Source organism: Bradyrhizobium huanghuaihaiense (genome assembly GCF_025200885.1).
Classification (GTDB): Bacteria; Pseudomonadota; Alphaproteobacteria; order Rhizobiales; family Xanthobacteraceae; genus Bradyrhizobium; species Bradyrhizobium huanghuaihaiense.
Genome location: NZ_CP104172.1, coordinates 935,059 through 959,446, shown reverse-complemented (window position 1 = coordinate 959,446; position 24,388 = coordinate 935,059). Strand labels below are relative to the sequence as shown.

The window sequence follows — 24,388 nt, the reverse complement described above, 5'->3', positions numbered from 1 at the left end:
GCGCAATTCTCTAATGAAAGGTTAACCACGCCGGGCGGTAGTCACCCGGGGTTCTTGTACGCTGGCCGCGAATCGGAAGGCCGGCAGGCAGCTTGCTAGCGGCCATCCTTCGAGACGCCCGCCTTCGGCCGGCCCTCAGGATGAGGTCTGTTGATGCGTAGCCCGGATGGAGCGAAGCGTAATCCGGGAAAGGTCGCAGTGCATGGCGCGACCCCGGATTGCGCTGCGCTCCATCCGGGCTACGACATCAGCCGCCGCCTCAGTTCGCCGCCATGAAGATGGAAAGACCGAAGCCGGTCAGGTGGTGCAGCGCCTGGTCGACGCCGATCAGGGTCCAGAACCAGGGATGCGCAAGGTCGACCCCGAAATTGGCGGAGACGAATCCCTTGGCGCGGTCGATCGTGATGTGGATCACGAAGTCGATGAAGGCCACGAACCAGAATTTCGGCGCGACGATCACGATCAGCGGCAACGCGACCGCAAGATGAACCAGGCAATGCACCAGCAGCGGCAGGGCCCAGCCGTGCTTCTGGTCCTTGCCATGCGCCATCCAGGCGGTCTGGAGGACGAAATCGGCGATGATGTGCTTGAAGGTGAGCAGCAGCATCCAGCCAATGAGCGCTTCGACCGGAACCGCCGATGACATGGATGGAAACGACAAAGCTGACGCCCTCATTGACGTGACAAGAAAGATTGGAGCGTTCAGCGCAACTTCTTCTTGGACCGGTCAAATCGCCGGGACGGCCAATTTATGACATCTCCTGCGGCGGAATGCAGCCGGGGGGAACCGGAAAATCGCAAACTGTGGCTAACTGGTGATAGGATGACCAATCGCCGCGCCCGCGTCGAGTAAGGTTACCTTCGGCTCGAAATTTGCATTCCGGCATCGGCGCGCTATCATCGGCGGCAGAAAATATCGTTCTTTTTTCAGGCGTTTACGAATTACAGGGCGTCCGCAGTGATCACACGAGCGAGCCGCCTGCCACCGAAGAATAAGGCCAAGAGTGCTGCCATGAGTACTGAAGGCCCCAGTTCGTCACCGGCCGAACCGCCGCCGCGTCGCCCCAAGGTGATCAAGACCAATCAGCAGCAGGTGTTGCTCTACGTCGTGCTGACCCTGCTGTTGTCGCTCGCCACCGTCTGGGGCGGCCGCGCCCTGCTGCATAATTCGGAGACGCTGACCTTTGCCGTCGGCGCCCCCAACAGCGACGAGGCGCTGTTCGCCGCCAAGCTCGCCACGGTGTTGAAGAACAACGCCTCGCGCTTCCGGATCAAGATCGTCAACAATCCCGACAACGCCAAGGCGCTCGCGCAGTTCGACCGCAGGCAGGCCGACCTCGCCGTGCTGCGCACCGACGCCAAAGTGCCGCTGCGGGCGCGCACGCTAGCGATCCTCGAGCACGACCTCGTGCTCCTGCTCGGACCCGGCAACAAGAAGATCAAGTCGCTCGCCGAGCTGAAGAAGAAGAAGGTCGCCGTCCTCGCCGAGAACGAATCCTCACTCGCTTTCGTCCGTGGCATCCTCGACATCCCCGAGGGACCCGATGCCGCGAAGGTCCAGTTGGCGCCGCAGGGCGCAACGCTCGACAAGCTGTTTGCGCCGGCAAACGGCTTCGGTGCGGTGATCGCCATCGTCCACGCTTCGAAAGCGGTGCGCGACAAGAGCTATGAGCAGGTCGCCAAGCGCGGCGGCTTCACCCTCAACGCGATCGACGAAGCCAAGGCGCTGGCGCGCAAATTCCCCGGCATTTCCGAGGAAACGCTGACGGCAGGAACGCTGTCGGCCTCGCCTGAAATTCCCGACGACGATCTCGATACGATCGGGCTCGAATGGCTGCTGGTCACGCAATCCCGGATGTCGGTGACCACGGCGGGCGAGTTGGCGCGCACCATCTACGAGAACAAGTCCGCCCTCGGGCTCGACAGCGGCTTCGCCAGCAGGATCGAGCCGGCCTCCGTCGAGAAGGACGCCTTCGTGATGGCGCATCAGGGCGCGGCCGATTACATCAACGACGACACCAAGTCGTTCATGGATAAGTACAGCGACATGATGTATCTGGGCGCCGCCGCGCTCAGCGTCATCGGCTCGATTTTCGCCGCGATCTACGCCAAGGTCACAAGGATCGCGCCGGAGAAGGCCAGCGAGCTCTCCACCGCCATTCTCGACATCGGCGAGCGCATCGAGCACGCCCATTCACTGGACCAGCTCGAATGCCTCCAGGACGAGCTGGAAGGCATTTTACGCGGCGCCGTCATCGGCCTTAGGGACGGGACGATCAGTACCGACGGGCTCGACACCTTCAAGCTCGGATACGAATTCGTCCGCGACGAGATCGGCATGCGTCGCGACTATCTCAAGCGCCACGCCGGCGAAGCCGAGAAGACCGCCCGCGACGCCGCAGCGCCCCCGCTCGACGAGAGCAATGTCGTGGTGGTGAAGACCGCGCAGAGCGCTTGATTCGCCTCTCTCATGTCCCGGACAAGCTGCAATGCCGAAGGCGTTGCAGCGCTGAGCCGGGACCCAGGAAGCCGCACCATGCGCTGCTGCATGGGCCCCGGCTCTGCAGCGCACCACCATGGCGCGTCGAAGACGCGCGTAAACGCGCTTGTGGTGCTGCGCTGCGTCCGGGGCACGAGACTGAGGTCGTGACGTCGTCTCGAAGGACGAGGCGTGCGCGGACCGCCGCCGAAACGGCATAAGCGATAGCCCCGCCGCAAAGCGGGGGCCAGCATGCGTTTTTCCCGTTAGATCAAGACCCGCCGCCTGGAACCGTCCCCACCCACAACCGTTGGTAACCGGATACAACCGGAGAAACGCACCATGCGTATACTCCTCATGATCTTCCTCCTGGGAATGCTGGCGGCGGTGGGCTATTTCGCTTATTCCGCGATGGCTGTCGAAGGCGACCCGATCCCGACGGAAGGCTATGTGGCCCTCGCCCTGGGGGCCGGATTTTCCGTCATCGTCGGCATCGGACTGATGGTCCTGCTGTTCTTCAGCAGCCGCCGCGGCTACGACGAGCCGCCGCATTTCAGGTAACGGCCCGGCCGGCCGCCGCCCCCGCCTTCGCCCCCCGATTCGACGATGCTGCCGCTCGCGCCCGTCGTTGACGGCCTTGGCGCGGGCGGGCACTTTGGCGCCGGGATCCCAGCCGGGCCCACAAGAACCAAGACGAGCCGCCTTCCTGCATGTCCACGCCGCTGATCTCCGCTCTGGCCCAGTTTGCGGCCGCCACGGCCGGCCGCAACATGACCAAGGCGGCCTATGTCGCCGTCGGCGTCGGCGTACTCAGCATGGTGCTGCTGACGGACAACCGGGCCAATGAGGCGCGCGGCTGGGTCCACGGCCTGCTCTGGGCCTGTCTCGTCTACTTCGTGTTCGAATGGGTGGTCCGGCTGCGCCACATGGCGCGAACGGGGCGCCTTGCGCTTTACATGTCCTCCTCCGCCGGCATCGTCGACGCGGTTGGGGCGCTGGCCGTGCCGGCCGCGCTGGTTCTCGGCGTCGAGCCGAAGACGGCCTGGCTGCTCAGCGTGCTCTGGGTTCTGAAGGTGGTGCCGGGCATTCCCGGCCTGCGCCAGCTCCGCCGCGTGCTGGTGCTGGAATCGGGGCCGCTGGTCAGCGTGCTCGTGATCTTCCTGATGGTGGTCTTCCTCGCCTCGGTCGCCGAATATTTCCTGGAGCGGGACGTGCAGCCGCAGACGTTCGGCAGCGTCCCGGACGCTTTGTGGTGGGCCGTCGTAACTCTCACCACGACGGGCTACGGCGACGTCGTGCCGGTCACCCCGTTGGGGCGCATGGTGGCGGCGCTGGTGATGATCTCCGGCCTCGGCGTGTTCGGCCTCTGGACCGGTATTTTGGCGACCGGCTTTGCCGCGGAGACCCGCCGCGACAATTTCCTCAAGACCTGGGAATCCGTCAGCAAGGTGCCGTTCTTCGCAGCGCTCGGGCCTGCCGCCATCGCCGACGTCACCCACATGCTGCGGACCATGGAGCTGCCGGCGCGCACCATGATCATCCGCAAGGGCGCGCAGGGCGACTGCATGTATTTCATCGCGGCAGGCGAGGTCGAGGTCGACCTTCCGGGTAAGAAGGTGCAGCTCGGCGAGGGCGCCTTCTTCGGCGAGATGGCGTTGCTCGGCAACAACATGCGCGGCGCCAACGTCTCGACCACGAAGGTGTCGCGGCTGCTGGTGCTCGACCTCGTCGATTTCCGCGTCCTGATGGCGCGGCATCCCGACCTCGCCGAGACCATCGACGCGGAAGCAAAACGGCGCGCGCTCGAAAACAAATAAGAGGAGACAAGAATGTCGGATACAGCCGACGCGGCATCCAGCCCCGTGCTCGAAATCACGGGCGCACGCGCCACCATCCGCCTCAACAGGCCCAAACATCTCAACCGGCTGCAGGCCGAGGATCTCGGCGAGCTGGTCAAACTTTTCGACGCCGTCGAGGCCGATCCAGCCATCCGCGTGCTGGTGCTGACCGGCACGGGCCGCGCCTTCTCCGCCGGCTATGATCTCAACTCGGTCGCCGAGCGCGCGGTGAGCGCGAGCGAGCAGCAGAGCGCGGGCTCGGCGTTCGAAGTGGTCGTCAACCGTCTCGAGGATCTGGGCGTGCCGACGATCTGCCGGCTCAACGGCGGCGTCTATGGCGGCTCGACCGACCTCGCGCTCGCCTGCGATTTCCGCATCGGCGTCGACACCGCCGAGATGTTCATGCCGGCGGCGCGGCTCGGGCTGCATTATTACCCGAGCGGGATCAAACGCTACGTGACGCGGCTCGGCCTCGATAATGCGAAGAAGCTGTTTTTGACCGCGCAGAAGATCAGCGCCCCGGAGATGCTGCGCATCGGCTATCTCACCGCCATGGTGCCGGAAGAGACGCTCGACGAGGAGGTCGACAAGCTCGCCAATATCCTCGCCGGTAACGCGCCGCAGGCGATGGCTGGCATGAAGCGCGCGATCAACGAATTCGCCCGCGGCGAGCTCGACGAGGCTGCCGCCGACCAGCGCCACCGCGACAGCATGCGCGGCGACGAGATCAAGGAAGGCATCAAAGCGTTCGCGGAGAAGAGAGCGCCGCGGTTTTGAAATTTCTCTCGCTGTCGTCCCGGACAAGCGCGCCCTAAGCGCGCGCAGATCCGGGACCCATAACCACAGGGAGTGGTTATGGAGAGAAGCTGGCAACTCCGATTCTTCGCCAAACTCCACCCTGTGGTTATGGGTCCCGGGTCTGCGCTTACGCTTGCCCGGGACGACAGCGGAGATTGAGGCGCTCGCTCAGGCCCCAGCTACCTTCGCATGCTGCGCGGCCATCTCCTCATCCGCCGCAGTGATGCGCTGGAACGCCGGCCGTGACGTCATGCGCTCGGCATAGCGAACGAAGACATCTTTTTTCGGCACGATGCCGAACATCATGGTCCAGCTGAAGGCGACGCCCCACAACACGTCCGCCGCCGTCATGCGCTCGCCGAGCAGGTACGGGCCCTTCTCCAATTGCGTCTCCAGCGCACCCAGCATGGTGTCGTAATCCGCATAGGGCGATTGCGTGATCGGTGCCGGCTCGCGCTGCATGAACTTGTCGATCAAGGCCGGCTCGAAGGATGCGCCATAATAGGCGATCCAGCGCAGGTACGGACCGCGCAGCGGATCGTCCAGCGCGGGCGTGAGGCCCGCCTGCGGGAAGAGATCGGCGAGAAAGATGGTGATCGCGACCTGCTCGGTCACGAGCTCCCCGCGGAAGTGGATCGCCGGCACCTTGCCTAGCGGGTTGATGGCGAGATAGCCGGGCTTGCGCTGCTCGCCAGCCTTCATGTTGAGGATATGGAGATCGTAGGGCGCCCCCAGTTCCTCCAGCAGCACCCGCGTGCCGGTGGCGCGGCTTTGCGGCGAATAATACAACGTGATGCGGTTCGGATCGGTCATGGCGGGTCTCCTCGGATGCCGTCTGGCGAGGCGCATCTTGTAGCGACCCATACCTGACATCCATTGTCAGGTATGGTTTAAGACATCATGCGCGCGAGCCGGATGCTGTCGATCCTCACCACCCTCCAGGCCAAGGGACAGGTCACCGCGCCTGAACTCGCGGAGGCCTGCGAGGTATCGGTGCGCACCATCTATCGCGACATCGACGCGCTCGCGGCATCGGGTGTCCCTGTTTATGCCGACCGCGGCGCGGAGGGCGGCTATCGCCTGCTCGACGGCTATCGCGTCCGGCTGAATGGCCTGTCGCAGAACGAGGCGGAAGCCCTGTTCCTGGCGGGACTACCGGGACCGGCGGCGGCGCTGGGGCTGGACGCGGCAATGATCGCCGCACAGAACAAGCTGATGGCGGCGCTGCCCGCGAACTTGCGCGAAGATGCCGGCCGGATGCAGGAGCGCTTTCACCTGGACGCACCGGGCTGGTTCGGCGAGGCGGAGGAGCCAACACATCTGCGCACCATCGCCGGCGCCGCCCTGCGCGGGACATTGATAAAAATCCGCTACCAGAGCTGGCGCTCGGAGAAGCAGCGCCGTGTCGCCCCGCTCGGCCTCGTGCTGAAGGGCGGCAGCTGGTATCTCGCCGGGCAAGTCGACGGCAGCGTGCGGACCTATCGCGTCGCGCGCGTGCTCGACTGCACCACGCTCGACGATCGCTTCGACCGGCCCGCCGATTTCGATCTCGCCGCCTATTGGCAGGCTGCGACACTTCGTCTCGAAGCGGAGATGCATCCCAATGTCGCGATCGTCCGGCTGTCGCCCTTCGGCGTCAAGCTGCTGGACGCGTTGAGCCAGCCCTACGTCAAGGCGCGCACGGAGATCGAAGAGACCACTGACGCCGGCGGCTGGCGCATCGCGCGGGTGCCGACCGGCAAGACGTCATGGCACGCCGCAGCCGAATTGCTGCGGCTCGGCCCCGAGGCCGAAGTGCTGGAGCCGGCCGATCTCCGCGAGAAGATGGCCGAGATGACCCGGGCCATGGCTGCGCGTTATGGCGCGGCGCAGAAAGCCTGATCGCGGCGCACCTCGCCACAGCCGACGAAACAATCCTGAAACACGATTCTCAAGGACCGCCGTGAACGCATTCGCGGCTCAAGCCGACCGAGATGCAGGGACACAACAACGGCCTCGCGCCATATTGGAGAATGAAGATGTTTCGTAAGCTTGCTCTTGGTCTGATCGCTGCCGGCTCGCTCGGCGTTGCCGCGCTCGCCCCCACCGCCGCTTCGGCCGGCGGTTTCCATCATCATCACTGGGGTCATGGCTGGGGCCCGGGCTATGGCTTCGGCGGCATCTACGTCAACACCGGCGTCAGCAACTGCTACCAGGAGCGCGTCGTCCAGACCCGTCACGGCCTGCGCGTCCGCGTCGTGAATGTCTGCGCCTACGGGATCTACTGATATCTCGCCTTCACGACAAAGCTCCGGTCGCATCGCGGCCGGAGTTTTTGCGTTTGACTAGCTACCCTGCCGCTCCTGGCGAAACCACGCCCAGGTCTCGCGCGTCGTTTGGATGTAGCCGCGCCCGCGATAGACGATCTCGCCGTCGACGATCCCGTTCAGCTTCGGCAGGGCGTGAAAGGGAATCGAGGGATAGGCGTGATGCTCGACATGGTAGGGCATGTTCCACGCCAACCATTTGACGATGGCACCGGTATAGGTGGTGCGGGTGTTCTGAAAGGCACTGCGGGTTCGGTCGCAGCCGGTGTGCTCGGCATAGAGATAGGGCCGCAGGAAGAATTGCCCGATCACCAGCGGCACCATCCAGACCCAGAGCAGCAGCGCCGAGGCGAACCACAGCGAGAGCGCGAGCAGCACGGCGTAGAGCGCGACATAGGCGCGCGCCTCGGCGACGATGGTGGCGGGCCTGCTTTCGGGAATCCAGGGCACGACGACCTTGCCGGTGACGGCATGGCCGAGCATCAGCCGCAGACGCCCGGCGACCTGGAGCAGGCCGCTATAGGCGATCGCGAGCTGTGTATCGGAGGCCGGCTTCACGCCGACGATCAGCTCCGGATCCTTCTCCGGGTCCTGGGTGTAGCGGTGATGGTCCCAGTGGAACAGGCAGTAATATTCGTACGGCAATCCGATGATGAAGGCCGAGAGATAGCCGACCGCGAGATTGAGGCGGCGGCTTCTAAACGCGGTCTTGTGCGCGGTCTCGTGCACCGCCATGAACAGAAAGGCGACGACATAGCCCTGCACCGCCATCAGCGGCAGCGCCCAGAGCAGCCCGTAGCGTGAGGTCACCATCCAGATGAGCGCGCCGACCAGCGCGATCACGCCGTAATGACCGAGACTTTGCGCTGCGCCCCTGAGATTGGAGCGCACCGACAACTCACGCAGCATCGCCGGGCTCAGCGGCTTCAGGCGATGCCCAGGCTCTGAAACGGTCGCGTCGGTCATGATCGGATGCCCGTGTTACTTGGCGAGGAGTGCTGCGATCTCGGCCTTGATGAAGGCCTGGTCGCGCGGATTGTTGACGGGATTGCCGGCACGATGGCCATGCAGCGACGGGATCGGATGCAGCACGGCCGATTTCGCGTTGATCAGCTTGCCGAGCTCGTCCTCGTTGTCGCGGACGTCGAAATAGCGATCGGTCGCGCCCGGCATCAGCAGCATATGCGCACCTATCGCGGCGAGCGCGCGATCGAGATCACCGCCGAAGGCGGCGCCGCGGCTGATGTCGCCGCGCTGCCAGATGCCGATCTGCGCCAGGAGATCGTTGGCATCGCGCCGCGCGAAGGTCGCATCCCATGCGCGGGCGAGATAATCCTCCAGCGAGGTGAAGCCGGCCTCGCGCCAGAGCTCGTCGCGATAAAAGCCATGCGACATCGCCCAGCCGGCATAGACGCGCCCCATGGCGCGATAGCCGGCGACGGGCCTTTCGACGAAGCGGCCGTCCCGGAAAGCGGGATCGCCGGTCAGCGCCGCCTTCACGCTTTCCAGGAAGACGTGATTGTAGGGCGCGCAACGCGCGCTGCCGCAGACGACCGCGGCACGCTCGACCATGGCAGGATGCAGCGCGGCCCAGTGATAGGCCTGCATGCCGCCCATCGACCAGCCATAGACCAGCGCGAGCTTGGTGATGCCGAAGCGTTCGGTGAGGAGACGATGCTGAATGGCGATGGCGTCGTGATAGGTGACTTGCGGAAACGGAGCGGCCGAATTCGACGGCGACGACGACAGGCCGTTGCCGAACAGGTTCGGGATGACGATGAAGTAGCGCGAGGGATCGAGCACGCCATCGCGCCCGATCAGCCACTCGGTGTCGACATGCTGCGCGCTGAACGAGGTCGGATAGAGGATGACGTTGTCCCGGGCCGGACTCAGCGTGCCGTAAGTCTTGTAGGCGAGCTGCAGCTTCGGGAAGACGGTGCCGGACTGGAGCGCGACGTCGCCGGCCTCAAAGATCTCGTAATCGCGCTCAGCCATGATGCGTCCCACCCTCGCTCACCCGGCCCCACAACGCGCCGCGGCAACGGCAATGCATCGATCATGCCGGGCTGCAGACGCGCCATTGCGCCACACTCAATAACTGTACGTTTAGTACATTTATTGCCGACCGGCAAGATAAATCCGACGAAGCGTCGGATCTCAGGCGATGGCCGCGATATATCGCGCCACCGATGCCGCGAAAGCGGCCCTGGCACCATTGGCGATGTTGCGGCCCCACCAGGCGCCATAGATGCGGTCGAAGGCGAGCGGCTCGACGGCACCAGCGATCCGCCGCACCGCGGCTGCGTTAAGCGGCATGTAGTTCGGATAGGAGTACATGAAGCTGACGAAGCGGCGGTCCATCGTCACCTGCGCGATGTCGCCGGTGAGCAGAGCGCCCCTGCCCTCCGCGCCACGCGCCCAGTGCAGCATGGTGGCGCCGGCGAAATGACCGCCGGTGCGCAGCAGCAGCACATCGTCGGAGATACGGTGCCGATCGCCGGTCCAGTGCACGATCGATGGATGCGGACGCGTCACCCATTGGCCATCGTCCGCGTGCAGATAGACCGGCACACCGCCGAAGGCATCGCTCCAGTCGGCGAGCGCGCCATAATAATGCGGATGCGAGATCGCGATCGCTTTCAACCCGCCGAGCGCGCGGACATGAGCGATTGCTTCCGGCGTCGCCAGCGGCACGCAGTCCCACATCATGCATCCCTCGCTGAGCGGCACCAGCAGCGCGCGCTGGCCGATGGCAAAACTCGGCTCGAGCGCGAGACCAGTGAGGCCCAGATCGTCGCGCCAGACCACGCGGTGACGTTCCGCCAACGCCTCCCGCGTCAGGAACGTTTGTCCCTTCCAGTTCACGAATTGCCGTTCGTCCTCGCAGATCGGACAGGATTCGGGCAGGTGTGCACTGTCCGAAAATTGCGCGCCGCAGGTTTCGCAGGTCCAGAGGGGCATGGTCAGGATCCGAAAGAGGCCGGGAACGGCGTGACGGGACATCATCCCGCCGACGCAAGTGGCGAGGAACCAACGTTGTCAACGCAGGTTACGTTCTGGTCCATGCCGGCGCAATTGGCCGGTCGTCACGATCAGCTTTGCACGAGACCTACTCGACGGCAGGAACATTTCAGCGTCTCGATGACATCGCGCCCCTCAACAACCCGCACCTGGCCGCTGTTTGCAGTCAATTTTTTCATGGCCGACATGCAGTCCGGCATCGGCCCCTTCGTTGGCGTGTTCCTGCAGGAGCGCGGCTGGGCGAGCGGGCTGATCGGCACAGCCATGACGATCGGCAACATCGCCGGCATGCTGATCACGACGCCGATCGGCGGCTTCATCGATGCGAGCCGCAACAAGCGCATGTGGGTCGTCATCCCCGGCATCTGCGTGGTCGCGGCATCCGCGATCATCCTCGTCTCGCAAAATTTCTGGGCCGTCACCTTCTCCCAAATCGCCCAATCGCTCGCGAGCGCCGCCATCGTGCCGGCGGTCACCGGAATTACGCTCGGCATTGCCAGGCAGAAAGGCTTCAACGCGCTGAACGGCCGCAACCAGGCCTTCAACCACGCCGGCAACATGGTCGGCGCGGCATTGTCGGGCTATCTCGGCTACAAGTTCGGCTATGTCGCCGTGTTCGTGCTGGCGGCGCTGTTCGGCGCCATTGCGATCGCCTGCGTGATGATGATCCCGGCGAAAGCGATCGACGATCGCGCCGCACGCGGCAGCAGGGAGGACGACAGCAAGGCTCCGCCGGACGGCATGTCCGCCCTCCTCAAGCACAAGCCGCTTCTGGTGCTGGCGCTGGCGCTCGCCCTGTTCCATCTCGGCAATGCGGCCATCGTGCCGCTCTATGGCCTTGCGGCCGTGGCCGAGGGCCAGGCCAACGGACCGAGCTTCGTGGCGACCACTGTCGTGATCGCGCAAGGCGTGATGATCGTGACCTCGCTCATCGCGATGCAGATCGCAGGCAAGCGCAACTACTGGCCGGTGATCCTGGTCTCCTTCATGTTCTTGCCCGTCCGCGGCGTGCTCGCCTTCTTCGTCACGGGCTGGTGGGGCGTCGTGCCGATGCAGGTGCTCGACGGCATCGGCACCGGACTGCAAACGGTCGCCGTCCCCGGCATGATCGCACGTTCGCTCAACGGCACAGGCCGCATCAATCTCGGCCAAGGTGCCGTGATCACGGTGCAGGGTGTCGGTGCCAGCCTCAGTCCCGCGCTCGGCGGCTGGATTGCGCAATGGATCGGCTACGGCCCGACCTTCCTGCTGCTCGGCGGCTTTGGCCTTGCGTCGATCGCGCTGTGGCTGACCTTCGGAGCAGCGGTGAAGAAGTATTGAGACCAATCGTCGCGGGAATTCCTGGCACAATTCACGCGGCAATCCGGGCTACCAGCAGACTGCGGCACCTGGTCACGGTCTCAACGCGCCGTTGCGAGTGGCTTATCACGCAATCCAGCGCTTTTCTCGTTGCAGCGCACTGGCCCGACGGCGAGGATACTGGCTGCAGCAAATCGCTCAGCGAACGATTCCCACTCGACCGATGACCCAGCCGCAACTCTCATTCGATGGCGACCCCAACGGTCCGGCCTATGAAAGATGGCGCGAGCAGTTTTGCCGTCAGGTGGCGAACGTCGATTTCGTGCCGGTCGGCGAAGGGCGCGTCCACCGGACCATTGCGCCGGCCATCCTTCCCCGCCTCAGACTCTCGGCTTCGTTCGGCACCCCGATGTCTTTCGTGTCGTTGGGAACGAACGACGAATTGGTGATTACGATGTCGCCCAATTCGGCGCTAAGCGGGGCCATGGGAAAACGCCCCCTGGAGATCGCGGCGGGCGACGTCACGATCGGCGATCCCTCGATCAAGGGCGCCCACATTACTCAGACAGGGTATGGTAATTTCCAGACCGCGCTGCTGCCACGCAAGGCCCTGCTGCGCGCCTGCCCGAATGCAGAGGACCTGATTGCGCGGTCGATCTCCGGCGTCAATCCGATCACGTCGATGTTCCTGCGATATTACGATCTCGCGCATGCGCATGCGGACAAGCTCGCGCCCGCGGAACTCGACGCGGTCTCGCAGCACCTGTTCGACCTCTCCGTGCTGATGATCGGGGCGCGCGGCGATGTCGCCGAGGAGGCGCGACTACGCGGCCTTGCGGCAGCGCGTTTCGAAGCCATCAAGGCCGACATTCTGGCGCAGCTGGACAAAGCCGCACTGTCGCTGTCCGACCTTGCGGCCACCCACCGGATCAGCCCGCGCACGATCCAGTTGCTGTTCGAGAAGGCCGGCATCACCTATAGCGGCTTCGTGCTCGAGCAGCGTCTGCTGCGCGCCGAGCGGCTGCTTCGAAATCCGGGCCTGCGCTCGCGCAAGATCATCGAGATCGCGCACCTCGCGGGATTTCACGACGTCTCCTACTTTCATCGCGCGTTTCGCCGCCGTTTCGGAGCGACGCCCGACGATGTCAGGAAGCTGGCCGGCGGGGCGGAATAGACGAGCTCCGCCGCGACGGCGGCGGAACAACGCCTGCTATGTCCCAAAGCTCTTCTGGACCGCCTTGTCGAGCGTCTCGCCGCCGACGAAGCGCTGGCGCAGCTCGCGCTTGAGCAGCTTGCCGCTCGGATTCTTCGGCAGGGCATCCACGAAGATCACGCGCTTGGGCACCTTGAAATGGGCCATCTGGCCGGCGCAATGCTTGATGACGGTGTCTTCGTCGAGCGTCTCGCCGCTCTTGACCACGACGATGGCGGTGACCGCCTCGATCCAGCGCGGATCGGGCAGGCCGACCACGGCGACCTCGGAAACCCCTGGAATGCGATAGACCATCTCCTCGACCTCGCGGCTCGCGACATTCTCGCCGCCGGTCTTGATCATGTCCTTGACGCGATCGACCACGGTGATGTGGCCCTCGTCATCGACGGTGGCGAGATCGCCGGAGTGAAACCAGCCGCCGCTGAACGCCGCTGCGGTCTTGACGGGATCGTTGTAATAGCCGGAGAGCAGATGCGGTGAGCGATGCACGATCTCGCCGACTTCGCCGACCTTGACGTCTTCCATCGCCGTATTGACCACGCGCGTCTCGACATTGAGCACCGGCTTGCCGGCCGAACCGGCCTTGCGCAGCTGGTCTTCGGGCCGCAGCACGGTCGCCAGCGGCGCGATCTCGGTCTGGCCGTAGAAATTCCAGAATTTTACGGCGGGCAGCCGGCGTTGCAGCTCGAGCAGGACTTCGACCGGCATGATCGAGGCCCCGTAATAGCCCTTCTGCAGCGTCGACAGGTCGGTCTTGTCGAAGTTGGGCGAGCGCAGCATCGCGATCCAGATCGTCGGCGGCGCGAAGAAGGATGTGATCTTATGCGCCTGGATCAGCGCCAGGATGTTGTCGGCGGTCGGCTTGCCCGTGATCACGCCGGACGCGCCGAGATAGATTTGCGGCCCGAGGAAGACGTCGAGCTGAGCGCAGTGATAGAGCGGCAGCGCGTGCAGGAATTTGTCCTCGACACTCATGCCGCCGTCGATGATGCAGCTGACATACTGCCACATCACCGCTTCATGCGTCAGCATCGCGCCCTTGGGCAGGGACTCCGTGCCGCTGGTGTAGACGATCTGCGCGAGATCGCGGCTGTCGACCGATGCTTCCAGGAACGAACCGTCGGGGACGAGAAGCTCGTTGAAAGTGGTGAGGCCGGCCGGAGCCGTCGCGGGATCTTCGCCCGGCAGCCAGATCATCTTTTCGACGGCGCAATCCTTCGCGCTTGCGGCCTTCGCCGGTTCGACGAAGTCAGGACCGGCCGCGAGCAGCTTTGCACCAGAACTTTTCAGGATGAAATTGATCTCGTCCGGATTGAGCATGAAGTTGATTGGCACCAGCACCGCGCCGATCCGCGCCACCGCGAAGCGCAGCGCGGCAAAGGCGTGCGAGTTGCGCGAAAGCACGGCGAGGCGGTCCCCCTTCTTGACGCCGAGTCCAAGCAGGCCGCGGCCGAGCCGGTTGCAGATCGCATCCATCTCGGCAAAGGTCCAGCTGACATTGCCGCAGCTCACCGCGAGCTTGTTCGGCTCGCGGCCTGCGGAGCGGCGCAAGAGATCGCCGATGGAATGCTCGCGTGCTTTCGAGATGGTGGCTGCGATGTCGCCGGTCATGTGTCCCTCCGTGTGATGTCTTTGTTTGTTGGGTTTATTGCTTGAAATCTTGCGTCATCTGCGCCGGGCCGCCTGCGCGTGCTCCATGTACATGTGCTCGACCGACCGATCTAGCGAGGCGATCTTCTCGAAGCCGCGCCGCCAGTCCTGCAAATGCCGGCGGGTCCACAGCACCCCGGCTTCGCGGTCACGCCGGCGGATCGCGTCGATGAGATGGCGATGCGCCGCGACGAGGCGCGGGCCGCCTTCGGCGACGCCGGTCACGATCATCTCGGTGGTCGGATAGAACAGTTGCGCCGCAGGCTCGCGCGCAAGCTGGAGCACGCGGTTCTGCGAAGCTTTTGCGACCAGCACGTGGAATTCGGCGTCGCATTCGGCGAGTGCTGCGGGATGACCAACGACCGCCTCGCTGCGCGCGAGATTGTCGGCGAGCTCGGCGAGGTTCTCCTCGCTCGCCCGCTCCACCGCGCCCTCGATGCTGGCGACCTCCAGCGTCATCGAGGCCTCGTAGAGCTCGCGGAAGGTCACTTCGTGCAGAACCAAAGCGCGGCTGAGGCGGCTCGCGAGCTTGCTGTAGCGCGGCAGGCAGGCGTGCAGGCGGCGCGATGAATCGCGGCGGATCAGCCCGCCTTCCTCCAGCACGCGGATGCCTTCGCGAATGGTCGAACGGTTGACGCCGAACTGGCGGACCAGATCGTGCTCGGTGCCGATGGGATCACCGGGCTTGATGCGACCATTGACGATCTCGCGCTCGATGGCGTCAGCGACCTTCTGATAGGCCGGCGCGACATCGATCGGGCGGAACAGCGGCGCGACGGGCACGATAGCTCCTAATGGCGTTTGTCGGACAAACTATAGGACCGGCCCGAAACCGCGTCAAACTGCATTTTTAGGCCGCAGATGCAGCAAATTGACTCCTGCGGAACCCCGCTCTAACTTTGTCGGACAAAGGGACAGAATAGCCCCGCATAAGAGGAAACGTATCCATGAGACCTATCGCAGCCCTCGTGTCTGCGGCCGGCCTGCTGTCGGCTGCCCTGATCATCCCCGCATCGGCCCAGCAGACCCCGCTCAAGATCGGCGTGCTCTCCGACTTCTCCTCGGTCTATTCCGACATCGGCGGCATGGGGAATGTCGAGGCCACCAAGATGGCGATCGAGGATTTCGGCGGGCAGATGTTCGGCAAGCCGATCGACATGGTCTCGGCCGACGTGCTCAACAAGCCCGACGTCGCCTCGACCATCGCCCGCAAATGGTGGGAGACCGAAGGCGTCGACATGATCATCGACCTGCCGACCTCCGCCACCGCGCTCGCGGTGATGGAGCTGTCGAAGCAGTACAAGAAGATCATGATCGTGACGGATGCGGCGAGCTCCGACATCACCGGAAAATCCTGCTCGCCCTATACGGCGCACTGGACCTACGACACCTATGCCAACGCGCACACCGTCGGCAGCGCCATCGTCAAGAACGGCGGCGACACCTGGTTCTTCCTGACCGCCGATTACGTGTTCGGCCATTCGGTCGAGCGCGACACCGGCGACGTCGTGAAGGCCGCCGGCGGCAAGGTGGTCGGCAGCGTCAAGCATCCGCTCAACACCGCAGACTTCTCGTCGTTCCTGCTGCAGGCGCAGGCCTCCAAGGCCAAGATCATCGGGCTCGCCAATGGCGGCGGCGACACCATCAACGCCATCAAGCAGGCCGGCGAGTTCGGCATCGTCGCCGGCGGCCAGAACCTTGCTGCGATCGTGATGTTCATCTCCGACGTGCACAGCCTGGGACTGAAGCTCGCGCAGGGGCTGATCATCACCGAGGCCTATTACTGGGATCTCAACGACAAGACCCGCGCCTTCGGCAAGCGTTTCCTGGAGCGCGTCAAGCGCATGCCGACCATGAACCAGGCCGCGACCTACAGCGCGACGCTGCATTACCTCAAGGCCGTGCAGGCCGCCGGCACCAAGGACACCAAGACGGTGATGGCCAAGATGCGCGAGCTGCCGGTGAAGGATGCCTTCACCGACAACGGCAGCTTGCGGGAGGACGGCCGCATGGTGCACAGCATGTATCTGTTCCAGGTGAAGAAGCCCGAGGAATCGAAGGGACCGTGGGATTATTACAAGCTGCTCGCCGAGGTCCCTGCCGACCAGGCGTTCCGGCCGCTGAAGGATGGCGGCTGCCCGCTGGTGAAGTGAGGCAAGCGGGCGGGCAACCTTCGGCTTCGTGCCGATCGCTCCGGTCCGATCTCAGAGCTTGTGCCCCTTCTGGCGCAGCGCCTCGATGAGGCGCTGCTTCAATTCGTCCGCAGCCTTCTGGCTGACGTCCTGGCTGATCTGCGCGCTTGCCTGCGCCAGCGCATCCGACTTCTCCAGGAGCTTTCGGCCGGCGGGCTCGGCGTAGAAGCTGTCGATCTGGCGCAGCTCATCCACCGTGAAACTTTGGGCATAGAGCGCCGCGATCTGCTCGGTCATGGACGCAATGAACGGAGCATAGATTTCGGAGCCGGGCGCCGTCACCGCATCGTAGTCGCGCTCGATCTCCGGCCTGTCCTGGGAGACCACGGGCCGCAGCTTGAGCAGGAGCTGCGGCAGCAACGCGCGGTACTGGTCGGGGATCTTCAAGGTGACGACGAGCTTGCGCGCCGCGCTCATCGCCTCCGGCGACGGCGCCTGTGCCGCTGCGTCGCAGACGAGAAACAGGAGAGTGCCGGCGATCGTCAACAAACGTCTGGACATTGAGCTCTCCGTTGGACCTCTCCGTGAAAAGCGGGCGGCGCGATGCTTCAGCGGCTCGCAGGGGCGACGGTAGCGGTTGCGCTGCTCTCGGCCGCCATCTCCGGCTCCTCGACCTCCGTCACCTTCACGAACAGGTTCGGCACGCGCTCGGCCCGACCGAGCAGCCACGCGGCGCCGACCATGATGACGATGCCGGCGATGGAGACGGCGAGCTGCTCCCAGACGCCCTTGGTGTACTGGGTCAGGATCCAGTGCGCCGAGAACGACAGGAACACCCCGAGACAGAAGATCGGGAGCGAATGCTGGCCGCAGAGGATGACGGGCCGCAGCCAGACGGCATGCAGCGCCCGCCATTTGCGCGAGACGAAATGGGTCACCCAGATCGCCAGCGCCAGGAAGTGCGTGAAGCGCAGCATGTCGAGGTCGGTCTTGTCGATCGGGTAGATCGCCTTGATCATCCATTTCGGGATCAGGGCCTCGAGCGCGGGGACGTGCCAGGTCATCACGATCAGCAGCGCGAACACCAGCCACGCCGCCGCGAGCGCCATCGCCGCTCTCGACCAGACCCATTTCGCGATCTTCTCGACCTGACCGATGCCGCACCAGGCCGCGAACACGAACATCAGCTGCCAGCAGAACGGGTTGAAGTACCAATGGCTGCCGGGCGGATAGGACGCCACGTTCCAGTCGAACCAGCGCGACAGCACGTAGAGCACGACGGAGCCGGCGAGCGTCAGGTTCGGCCGGCGCACCAGGCACCACACGATGAAGGGGGCGGCGAACACCAGCGTGATGTAGAGCGGCAGCACGTCGAGATTGACCGGCTTGTACTTCAGGACGATCGCCTGCCCGATCAGCTCGTCCGGATGCGACAGGAAATTGAACACGTTGAACTCGTGCTCGTACATCGGATTGTCGAAGCGGCGCGCGGTGCGGGCGATCTGCGCCGTGAACAACAGGAACAGCATGATGTGGGCGACATACATCTCGAGCGCGCGCCGCCACAGCCGCTTCAGCGCGGCGAGAAACCAGCCGCCCGCGACGATCGGCCCGTAGATCCACCCGACCAGATAGCCGGAGATGAAGACGAAGAACTCGGCGGCATCGCTGAAGCCGTAATTGCGCAGCGTCAGCCAGGCCACGACGTCGTGCGGGATGTGGTCGAGGAAGATCATCCACAGCCCGATGCCGCGGAAGAGATCGAGCCGCAGATCGCGCTCGATCGGCGCAAGGAGTGCTGACTGGTCCCGTATGTTCATGGCCCCGCCTCTTCGGGTGGGCGTCGCGCCATGGCGGCGCCGACAAATGGAATGCTAAAAAATGCGCATCAAAAGGTCACCTGACCCAATGGCCAGCTGCCCGCCCACGGTAGCCGACCTCCGTGTCTGCGCAAGGGACTTTGTTCGTCGCGACGACGCCGAAGACCGGGCGCCGAAGCGGCGGCCGGCTCAAAAAAGTGCGAAAACATCCCCATGCACAGTAGACACCGCCCGCTAAGGCATTGCTTGATTTTGGAAATTCAAATGCTCCGTCGGGCAAGAAACGACGGCTCGGGCGGTAAGAAAATACAGAGCTCGCTTCTCATTGCGATACGGCTGGGCATTGCTTCCCGTCGCCAGCGCGACAGGTGGGGCCAAACGTAATCTTGCCGGCATCAGCGGTCGTCGGCGGCGGAGGCGGCACGATCTCGATCGGCGCGAGATCGCGCGACCCAAGCGGAGCGGCGGGATCGGGCGACGTGGCGCCGCAGGCCGGGCTGCCGCCAGCCCCGAGAGAGCAGCCGCCCACATCCCGCGAAATGATCAAGAGACGGCCGTCGACATAGCTGATGTCGTAGTTCACGGACGTCAGGCCCGAGGCGGTGATGCCGTAGAGTCCGGGATTGCGCGCTCCCTGCGCCGAGCCGCCATAGGCGAGCGTGCCGGACAGCGCGGACGGCCCCTCCCCGTGGACGAAACCGGAATAGGCCACGCTGCCCCCCGAGAACGGCATACCGTCATACATCCTGGTGACGTCGCCCGCCGTGATGGTGAGGGCCGCCTTGTTGACGGTCAACCCGCCGTCGACAAAGGTGATGGCGTAGTTGGCCGATGAAAGGCCGGACGCGGTCAGGCTGTAGTGCCCCGCATTCACCGCGCCCTGTGCCGTGCCGCCATAGAGAAGCGCACCCGACAGCACGGACGCGGTCTCGCCGTTCATGAAGCCGGAATAGGTGACGTTGCCGCCGGAGAAGGCGAGGCCGTCATAGAGCTTGGACGCATTGGCGGTGATGGTGAGCGGCGCCTTGCCGATGGTCAGGCCCACCGCAGTCGATCCGATATAGACCGGGCCGCCCGAACCGGTCGCGCGGAGAATATCGGGGCCGCTGAGATTGTAGCTGCCCGCGCCCAGCGATGTCGTCACTGCGCTGCCCCAGCCGAGCGTGACGCGATCGGCATTCACGCCGGTCATCGTCAATCCACCGAGCGAGGCCAGCGTGCCATAGGTGGTGCTGGTCGAGCCCGCGACGTTGACATAGGCATCGTAGACGGTGTCGCCGAACGCGCGCAGCACCGGCATGCCGTTGTTGGCGCCGCTGACGGACTTGCCCCAGATGCCGGCAAAGTCGTAGCCGTTGTTGATGAAGGTGAAGGGATCGCGCAGCTGAGCTGTGGTGAGCATGCTGCCGTCGCAGATGTTGCCGACGCCGGATCCGCCACAGGCGGCGCTCTGCCCCGATGTCTCCCTGTTCGCATAGCTTTGGATGACTTGGCCGCCATCCCAGTTCAGCCCCACGATCGCGCCGACATTGCTGGTTCCCGACACGGTGCCCGCGAAGTAGCTCCGGACTACGTTGCTTTCCTGGTTCATCCCCACCAGCCCGCCGACCACGTCAGTTCCTGAAACTGCTCCCGTGGCGTAGGAATCGAGCACCCAAACGGCTTCATTGCTGTGCCCGACCAGCCCGCCGGCGAATCTGCCGCTGCCGGTCACATTGCCGGTCGCGTAAGACTGGCTTACCACAGCGCCGTACCAGCCGGCTCCCACCAGCCCGCCGACCGAATCGACACCGGACACGTTGCCGGTGGCGTAAGACCGCTCCACCCGGCTGTACTGTTGGAACCCCACCAGTCCGCCGGCAGATGTGCCTGTGCCGCCAACTGCGCCGGTGCCCGAAACATTGCCGGTGGCGTAACTGTCGGTGACGAGACCGATGTTGCTGTACCCCAACAAGCCACCGACCATGATGCCGCCAGATACGGTACCCGTAGCATAAGAGTGGCTCACCGTACCGATGGCATAATCCGCCGGGTTCGGTCCCATCCACGTGCCGATATTGTACGCGATCAGCCCGCCAGCACCGTCCCAGGTCGCGGACACGTTGCCGGTCGCATACGAGTTGGAGACGAACGAGGCGACGACGCGCCCTCCCAGCCCGCCGGCGGCGCCATAGCCCGCAATCGTACCGGTGGCATGTGAGTCGCTGATCGCAGTGATCCAGGCGTCGCCGACCAACCCGCCGACCAAGGCGCCGATGGCGGTCACATTGCCGGTGTTGTAAACGTTGCTGATGGTGTTGTTGGCGACGCTGCTCGTGCCGCCGTAGACCCAGAGACCGCTCAATCCTACCAGCCCGCCGACGGCATTGTTGCCCGTCACGCTGCCGCCTTCCAATCCGACGTTGCGGATGGTCGCGCCATCGATGTAGCCGAACAGACCGACATTGTCGGTGCTCGGCCGGTTGATGGTCAGGTTGCTGATGACATGGCCCAGCCCGTCGAAAATTCCGGAAAAAGAGCTGGAACCGCCATTGCCACCGATCGGCGTGAAGCCCGCGCCGCCATTCCAGCCGGCCGTGGCGCTCGCATCGATGTTCGTGCCCAGCACATAGTTGCCGATGAGATTCGTATTGATGTTCTGCAGGGCGTTGAGATCGGTAATCACGGTGTAGGTGATCGGCGCGGCGCTGCCATTCTGGGTCCGGAAGAGGCTGCCGGCGGCGAGATTGACCGGCGCATTGACGCTATAGGTGCCCGTCGTGGTGGTCTGCGCATATTGCAGCACGAGGCCGTCGAGGCCGGTCGTGCCGGTCGAGGTCAGCGGCGCGTTGATGCTGATGGCGTTGTCGGCGCGCAGGGTGAGGATGTGCGATGCCCAATTGATCGGCGCGTTGACCGCGATGTTGCCCGCATCCGTGCCGCTGCCCGAGGTCGTCACCGTCACATCACCGCTCGCGAGCGCGGTTTGCAAGGCCGCCGCGTAATTGGCGTCGATGGTGATGTTGACGGGATCGATTAGCCAGTGCCCGCCCAGCGTGTCGACCTTCAGGTTTGCGGCGAGATTGACCTTGGCGGCGGAGGTCTCGACCGATCGGGCGCGCAGCGTGCCGCCGGCATTGACCTCGCCATGCCTGGCGTCGCCAAGCAGCAGGATGCGGCCATTGCGGCTGCCGATGCTCGCGGCCTGCACCATCCCGGTGTTGTTGACGACACCCTTCATGGCGTCGCTGGCGCCCTTGGCGGTGAGGATGGCGACGCCGCCATCGGCGCGGATCAACCCCTTGTTCTCGACCAGGGTCCTGACCGTGGAGGCCTTGACCTCGACCGAAAGCAGACCATCGCCATTGAAATCGAGCAGAACGTCTGTGCCGGCCGCGAGCGCCGTGCTGCCGGTGATGGTGCCGGAATTGCTGACGCTCGGCGAGATCAACGCCACCACCTTGCCGGAGATGCTGCCCTCGTTGCTGATCGCACCGCTGCTGCCGGTGAAGTTGTAACGGCCGGCCAGAAAATCCGCGTTGCTGATGCCGAGCGTGGAGGCGACGAAGCCGCCGGTCTGCACGCTGCCGGTCTTGCCGACGGCAATGCCGTTCGGATTGATCAGGAACACCTGCCCGTTGGCGCTGAGGCTGCCGAGAATCCTGGAGGGGTCCTGTCCGACGACGCGATTGAGCGCGACCGAGGATGCGCCGGGCTGATTGAAGGTCACGGAATTGCCGGCGCCGATCGAAAAGCTCTGCCAGTTCGCGATCATCCGCTCACTCGACTGGTTGACGGTCATCGCATTGCCGGACTGGCTGATCGTGGCCTGCCCCGACACGACCTGGCCGCCGGTGGGCAAGGTCTGGGCCAGCGCCGGCGGCGTCAGCATCGTGGTCGCGGACAGGGCGATTGCGAAGCGCTTCTTCGGCAGGATCGATGTCATGGCGTGCCCTCTCGAAACGTCAGAAGCGAATGCCGGCCTGCAGCCAGAACTGGTCGCTGGCCTTGACGCCGTCGGCATTCGCGCCGGTGATGATGGAGCGGCCGGGATTGTCGCCCAGCGTATGGGCCCAGCTTGCCGACACGTTCAGCCACTCGCGCGTCCAGCGCGCGGCAAGACCGGCGCTGGCAAGCCCGTAATCATTGCAGCTGCAGACATTGAGCGGCGGGATGCCGTTCGGCGACACGTTGATCTTGACGTAGCCGCCGTCCACGAAGCTCGCGAGCTGGAGGCTGCCGAAGCGCTGGGGTACCGGGGCGTTGTAGCGAAGCTCGAGCGTGCCGAGCACGCCGATGTCGCCACGCGCTTCGCCGACCGGATAGCCGCGCACGCCGAACGGTCCGCCCAGCGCAAAATCTTCCGAGGAATCGAGGTTCTTGTCGGCCCATTGCCCATAGAGCCGGCCGAACAGTGCGAAGTCACCGGGCAAGGCCTGCAGCCGGGCGACCGCCGCATTGATCCGGTTGAACTGCCCTTGCGTCTTCAGCCCGGCCTGATCCGCCGCAAGCGCGCCCGGCACGCGTCCGAGATCGAGATCGCCGAACGTCCAGCTCACCGACCAGTTGGTGATGCCGCCGCCGAGTAGCGCGTCGCGCCGGTCACCACTGAAGCTGAGCGTGCCCGAGGTGGAGCGCTTGTCCTGGAGCTTTCCGGCGATGCTGTCGTCGACCAGCGCCTTCCAGGTCACCGCGCCGCCGAGCTGGAGGTTGAAATCGCGCGAGCGAATCAAGCCGTAGTCGACCCCGCCATTTGCGAAATGGGCAAAGCCGGTGAGACCGAGCGCGCGGCCGATGGCGTCGATGTTACGATAGCCGAGATAGCTGTAGCTCGCATTGGCTGTGAGGCCGCTGGCACCGAGCGGTGCGCTCGTCGCCAGCGTGCCGTACTCCTGGCCCTGCGATACCGTGCCGGAGAGCCGCGTCAGGTCGCCATAGCCGGACACGTCGGTGAGCGTCACCAGCCCGTTGCCCTGCGCCTTGCCGACGTTGGAGCTGCCGTAATTGTCGGCCCAGATGCCGCCGCCGAGAATGGGCACTTGGGCGACGTCGACCACGAGCCTGCTGGTGTTCGGCGCCTCGCCCGGCGCGAGCTTGGCGTGCACCGATACGCCCGGCAGGTCGTTGATGCGCAGCAGCGCGTCTTCCAGATCCTGCCGCGTCACGCCATCCGGCTTGAGCCGGCCCTCGATGATGGCGCGCAGGAGATCCTCGCGCACGCGCACGCCCTTGGCGCGATCGAGCGTGATGGTCTTGAGCGCGCCCTCGACGATCTCGATCGTGACGATGCCGTTGGTGACGTCCTGAGGCGGCAGCAGCGCGCGCGCCAGCAGCCGGCCCCGGCCCTGGAGCGCGGCGGTGACCTGATCGGCCAGCGCATAGAGCCCCTTGATGCCGAGGCGCTTGCCGCGCACCGCAGCGACGAGCTGCTCGCGCGCCTCGTCCGGCAGCAGCCCCACCTTGCCGGTGAAGCGCACCCCCTTCACGGTGATGCGCTCACCCCGGTCCGGAATCGCCGCCGGCGCCTGCTGCCGAGGTATCCCGTCGGGGGCCGGCAATCTTTGCTGCTGCTGAAATTCCTGCTGCCGCTGCATCTCGCGCAGCAGCGATCCGGCATCCTGCGCATCGGCCGGGACCGCGGCGCCTGCCACCAGCATCGCCGCCCAGACCGCCCGGCACCGTCCCATTCCCATCCGACAACCCGCTTCACTTCCACGGGCACGGCCTTCAGGCAATTAGGCAACAACATCAGCGACTTGAATCGCTTGCAGTGTCCCCGAATGATGGCTTTGGGCGCGCCCGCAACGGGCATGCCACGGGCTTTATGCAACCCGCCAGCGAAACTGCGAGGCG

20 protein-coding genes are annotated in these 24,388 nt (G+C 64.8%); 9 read left to right on the top strand and 11 right to left on the bottom strand.

Annotation, left to right across the window (positions count from 1 at the left end; all coding sequences use genetic code 11):
* Positions 1 to 259 precede the first annotated feature (259 nt).
* Positions 260 to 607 carry a DUF3307 domain-containing protein gene (locus tag N2603_RS04435; RefSeq protein ID WP_051122990.1) on the bottom strand — a complete coding sequence of 116 codons (348 nt, stop codon included), beginning with the start codon at positions 605 to 607 and terminating at the stop codon, positions 260 to 262.
* 405 nt (positions 608 to 1,012) lie between these two features.
* Here N2603_RS04435 and N2603_RS04430 point away from each other — a divergent pair, with 405 nt between their 5' ends.
* From N2603_RS04430 to N2603_RS04415, 4 genes are all read left to right on the top strand, one after another.
* On the top strand, positions 1,013 to 2,458 hold the full coding sequence (locus N2603_RS04430; RefSeq protein ID WP_260387829.1) for a TAXI family TRAP transporter solute-binding subunit: 1,446 nt from the start codon (positions 1,013 to 1,015) through the stop codon (positions 2,456 to 2,458).
* A gap of 363 nt (positions 2,459 to 2,821) precedes the next feature.
* Complete coding sequence (locus tag N2603_RS04425) at positions 2,822 to 3,040, top strand: hypothetical protein (RefSeq protein WP_026312046.1); 219 nt, start codon at positions 2,822 to 2,824, stop codon at positions 3,038 to 3,040.
* A gap of 149 nt (positions 3,041 to 3,189) precedes the next feature.
* Entirely contained in the window at positions 3,190 to 4,296 is a 1,107-nt protein-coding gene (locus N2603_RS04420; protein WP_260387828.1) for a cyclic nucleotide-gated ion channel, read from the top strand.
* A 12-nt stretch (positions 4,297 to 4,308) separates the two neighbouring features.
* A complete protein-coding gene (locus tag N2603_RS04415; RefSeq protein WP_018643321.1) occupies positions 4,309 to 5,094 on the top strand; it encodes an enoyl-CoA hydratase/isomerase family protein in 786 nt (261 codons plus the stop codon).
* 189 nt (positions 5,095 to 5,283) lie between these two features.
* Here N2603_RS04415 and N2603_RS04410 read toward each other — a convergent pair whose 3' ends face one another.
* Positions 5,284 to 5,928 carry a glutathione S-transferase family protein gene (locus N2603_RS04410; RefSeq protein ID WP_260387827.1) on the bottom strand — a complete coding sequence of 215 codons (645 nt, stop codon included), beginning with the start codon at positions 5,926 to 5,928 and terminating at the stop codon, positions 5,284 to 5,286.
* Positions 5,929 to 6,015: 87 nt separating this feature from the next.
* On the opposite strand from N2603_RS04410, the gene N2603_RS04405 reads away from it, so the two are divergent.
* Together N2603_RS04405 and N2603_RS04400 are read left to right on the top strand one after the other, a co-directional pair.
* Positions 6,016 to 6,996: a helix-turn-helix transcriptional regulator gene (locus tag N2603_RS04405; protein ID WP_260387826.1), complete on the top strand. Its 981-nt coding sequence runs from the start codon at positions 6,016 to 6,018 to the stop codon at positions 6,994 to 6,996.
* Positions 6,997 to 7,133: 137 nt separating this feature from the next.
* Positions 7,134 to 7,382 (top strand): hypothetical protein, encoded by a 249-nt coding sequence (locus N2603_RS04400; RefSeq protein WP_212342234.1) that lies wholly within the window; start codon positions 7,134 to 7,136, stop codon positions 7,380 to 7,382.
* A 57-nt stretch (positions 7,383 to 7,439) separates the two neighbouring features.
* Here the strand turns inward: N2603_RS04400 and N2603_RS04395 are convergent, their stop codons facing one another.
* The 3 genes from N2603_RS04395 to N2603_RS04385 all read right to left on the bottom strand — a co-directional run bounded on the left by N2603_RS04395 (position 7,440) and on the right by N2603_RS04385 (position 10,382).
* Positions 7,440 to 8,387: a fatty acid desaturase gene (locus N2603_RS04395; RefSeq protein ID WP_260387825.1), complete on the bottom strand. Its 948-nt coding sequence runs from the start codon at positions 8,385 to 8,387 to the stop codon at positions 7,440 to 7,442.
* Positions 8,388 to 8,402: 15 nt separating this feature from the next.
* Complete coding sequence (locus N2603_RS04390; RefSeq protein ID WP_260424142.1) at positions 8,403 to 9,419, bottom strand: alpha/beta fold hydrolase; 1,017 nt, start codon at positions 9,417 to 9,419, stop codon at positions 8,403 to 8,405.
* 159 nt (positions 9,420 to 9,578) lie between these two features.
* On the bottom strand, positions 9,579 to 10,382 hold the full coding sequence (locus N2603_RS04385) for an MBL fold metallo-hydrolase (RefSeq protein ID WP_260387824.1): 804 nt from the start codon (positions 10,380 to 10,382) through the stop codon (positions 9,579 to 9,581).
* Between the two features lie 180 nt (positions 10,383 to 10,562).
* Between N2603_RS04385 and N2603_RS04380 the strand changes: the two genes are divergently transcribed.
* Complete coding sequence (locus tag N2603_RS04380; RefSeq protein ID WP_260387823.1) at positions 10,563 to 11,762, top strand: MFS transporter; 1,200 nt, start codon at positions 10,563 to 10,565, stop codon at positions 11,760 to 11,762.
* Positions 11,763 to 12,225: 463 nt separating this feature from the next.
* Entirely contained in the window at positions 12,226 to 12,915 is a 690-nt protein-coding gene (locus tag N2603_RS04375) for an AraC family transcriptional regulator (protein WP_260387822.1), read from the top strand.
* Positions 12,916 to 12,951: 36 nt separating this feature from the next.
* Here the strand turns inward: N2603_RS04375 and N2603_RS04370 are convergent, their stop codons facing one another.
* Both N2603_RS04370 and N2603_RS04365 read right to left on the bottom strand, forming a co-directional pair.
* Positions 12,952 to 14,565: an acyl-CoA synthetase gene (locus N2603_RS04370; RefSeq protein WP_260387821.1), complete on the bottom strand. Its 1,614-nt coding sequence runs from the start codon at positions 14,563 to 14,565 to the stop codon at positions 12,952 to 12,954.
* 54 nt (positions 14,566 to 14,619) lie between these two features.
* Positions 14,620 to 15,387 (bottom strand): FadR/GntR family transcriptional regulator, encoded by a 768-nt coding sequence (locus N2603_RS04365; RefSeq protein ID WP_018643331.1) that lies wholly within the window; start codon positions 15,385 to 15,387, stop codon positions 14,620 to 14,622.
* 164 nt (positions 15,388 to 15,551) lie between these two features.
* Between N2603_RS04365 and N2603_RS04360 the strand changes: the two genes are divergently transcribed.
* The gene (locus N2603_RS04360; protein WP_260387820.1) at positions 15,552 to 16,757 is read left to right on the top strand and encodes an ABC transporter substrate-binding protein; all 1,206 of its coding nucleotides are present in this window, start codon (positions 15,552 to 15,554) and stop codon (positions 16,755 to 16,757) included.
* A gap of 51 nt (positions 16,758 to 16,808) precedes the next feature.
* On the opposite strand, the gene N2603_RS04355 is transcribed toward N2603_RS04360, so the two are convergent.
* The 4 genes from N2603_RS04355 to N2603_RS04340 all read right to left on the bottom strand — a co-directional run bounded on the left by N2603_RS04355 (position 16,809) and on the right by N2603_RS04340 (position 24,222).
* Positions 16,809 to 17,297, bottom strand: a complete 489-nt coding sequence (locus N2603_RS04355; protein ID WP_018643333.1) for a DUF2059 domain-containing protein — start codon at positions 17,295 to 17,297, stop codon at positions 16,809 to 16,811.
* Positions 17,298 to 17,344: 47 nt separating this feature from the next.
* On the bottom strand, positions 17,345 to 18,556 hold the full coding sequence (locus tag N2603_RS04350; RefSeq protein ID WP_260387819.1) for an OpgC domain-containing protein: 1,212 nt from the start codon (positions 18,554 to 18,556) through the stop codon (positions 17,345 to 17,347).
* Positions 18,557 to 18,878: 322 nt separating this feature from the next.
* Entirely contained in the window at positions 18,879 to 22,481 is a 3,603-nt protein-coding gene (locus N2603_RS04345; protein ID WP_260387818.1) for a two-partner secretion domain-containing protein, read from the bottom strand.
* Positions 22,482 to 22,500: 19 nt separating this feature from the next.
* Positions 22,501 to 24,222 carry a ShlB/FhaC/HecB family hemolysin secretion/activation protein gene (locus N2603_RS04340; RefSeq protein ID WP_260387817.1) on the bottom strand — a complete coding sequence of 574 codons (1,722 nt, stop codon included), beginning with the start codon at positions 24,220 to 24,222 and terminating at the stop codon, positions 22,501 to 22,503.
* Positions 24,223 to 24,388: the final 166 nt, after the last annotated feature.

Excerpts from the sequence above, each read along its gene's own strand:
- N2603_RS04435 (WP_051122990.1), bottom strand. The coding sequence starts at position 607 with ATGCTGCTGCTCACCTTCAAGCACATCATCGCCGATTTCGTCCTCCAG.
- N2603_RS04430 (WP_260387829.1), top strand. The coding sequence starts at position 1,013 with ATGAGTACTGAAGGCCCCAGTTCGTCACCGGCCGAACCGCCGCCGCGT.
- N2603_RS04425 (WP_026312046.1), top strand. The coding sequence starts at position 2,822 with ATGCGTATACTCCTCATGATCTTCCTCCTGGGAATGCTGGCGGCGGTG.
- N2603_RS04420 (WP_260387828.1), top strand. The coding sequence starts at position 3,190 with ATGTCCACGCCGCTGATCTCCGCTCTGGCCCAGTTTGCGGCCGCCACG.
- N2603_RS04415 (WP_018643321.1), top strand. The coding sequence starts at position 4,309 with ATGTCGGATACAGCCGACGCGGCATCCAGCCCCGTGCTCGAAATCACG.
- N2603_RS04410 (WP_260387827.1), bottom strand. The coding sequence starts at position 5,928 with ATGACCGATCCGAACCGCATCACGTTGTATTATTCGCCGCAAAGCCGC.
- N2603_RS04405 (WP_260387826.1), top strand. The coding sequence starts at position 6,016 with ATGCGCGCGAGCCGGATGCTGTCGATCCTCACCACCCTCCAGGCCAAG.
- N2603_RS04400 (WP_212342234.1), top strand. The coding sequence starts at position 7,134 with ATGTTTCGTAAGCTTGCTCTTGGTCTGATCGCTGCCGGCTCGCTCGGC.
- N2603_RS04395 (WP_260387825.1), bottom strand. The coding sequence starts at position 8,387 with ATGACCGACGCGACCGTTTCAGAGCCTGGGCATCGCCTGAAGCCGCTG.
- N2603_RS04385 (WP_260387824.1), bottom strand. The coding sequence starts at position 10,382 with ATGCCCCTCTGGACCTGCGAAACCTGCGGCGCGCAATTTTCGGACAGT.
- N2603_RS04380 (WP_260387823.1), top strand. The coding sequence starts at position 10,563 with ATGACATCGCGCCCCTCAACAACCCGCACCTGGCCGCTGTTTGCAGTC.
- N2603_RS04375 (WP_260387822.1), top strand. The coding sequence starts at position 12,226 with ATGGGAAAACGCCCCCTGGAGATCGCGGCGGGCGACGTCACGATCGGC.
- N2603_RS04370 (WP_260387821.1), bottom strand. The coding sequence starts at position 14,565 with ATGACCGGCGACATCGCAGCCACCATCTCGAAAGCACGCGAGCATTCC.
- N2603_RS04360 (WP_260387820.1), top strand. The coding sequence starts at position 15,552 with ATGAGACCTATCGCAGCCCTCGTGTCTGCGGCCGGCCTGCTGTCGGCT.
- N2603_RS04355 (WP_018643333.1), bottom strand. The coding sequence starts at position 17,297 with ATGTCCAGACGTTTGTTGACGATCGCCGGCACTCTCCTGTTTCTCGTC.
- N2603_RS04350 (WP_260387819.1), bottom strand. The coding sequence starts at position 18,556 with ATGAACATACGGGACCAGTCAGCACTCCTTGCGCCGATCGAGCGCGAT.
- N2603_RS04345 (WP_260387818.1), bottom strand. The coding sequence starts at position 22,481 with ATGACATCGATCCTGCCGAAGAAGCGCTTCGCAATCGCCCTGTCCGCG.
- N2603_RS04340 (WP_260387817.1), bottom strand. The coding sequence starts at position 24,222 with ATGGGACGGTGCCGGGCGGTCTGGGCGGCGATGCTGGTGGCAGGCGCC.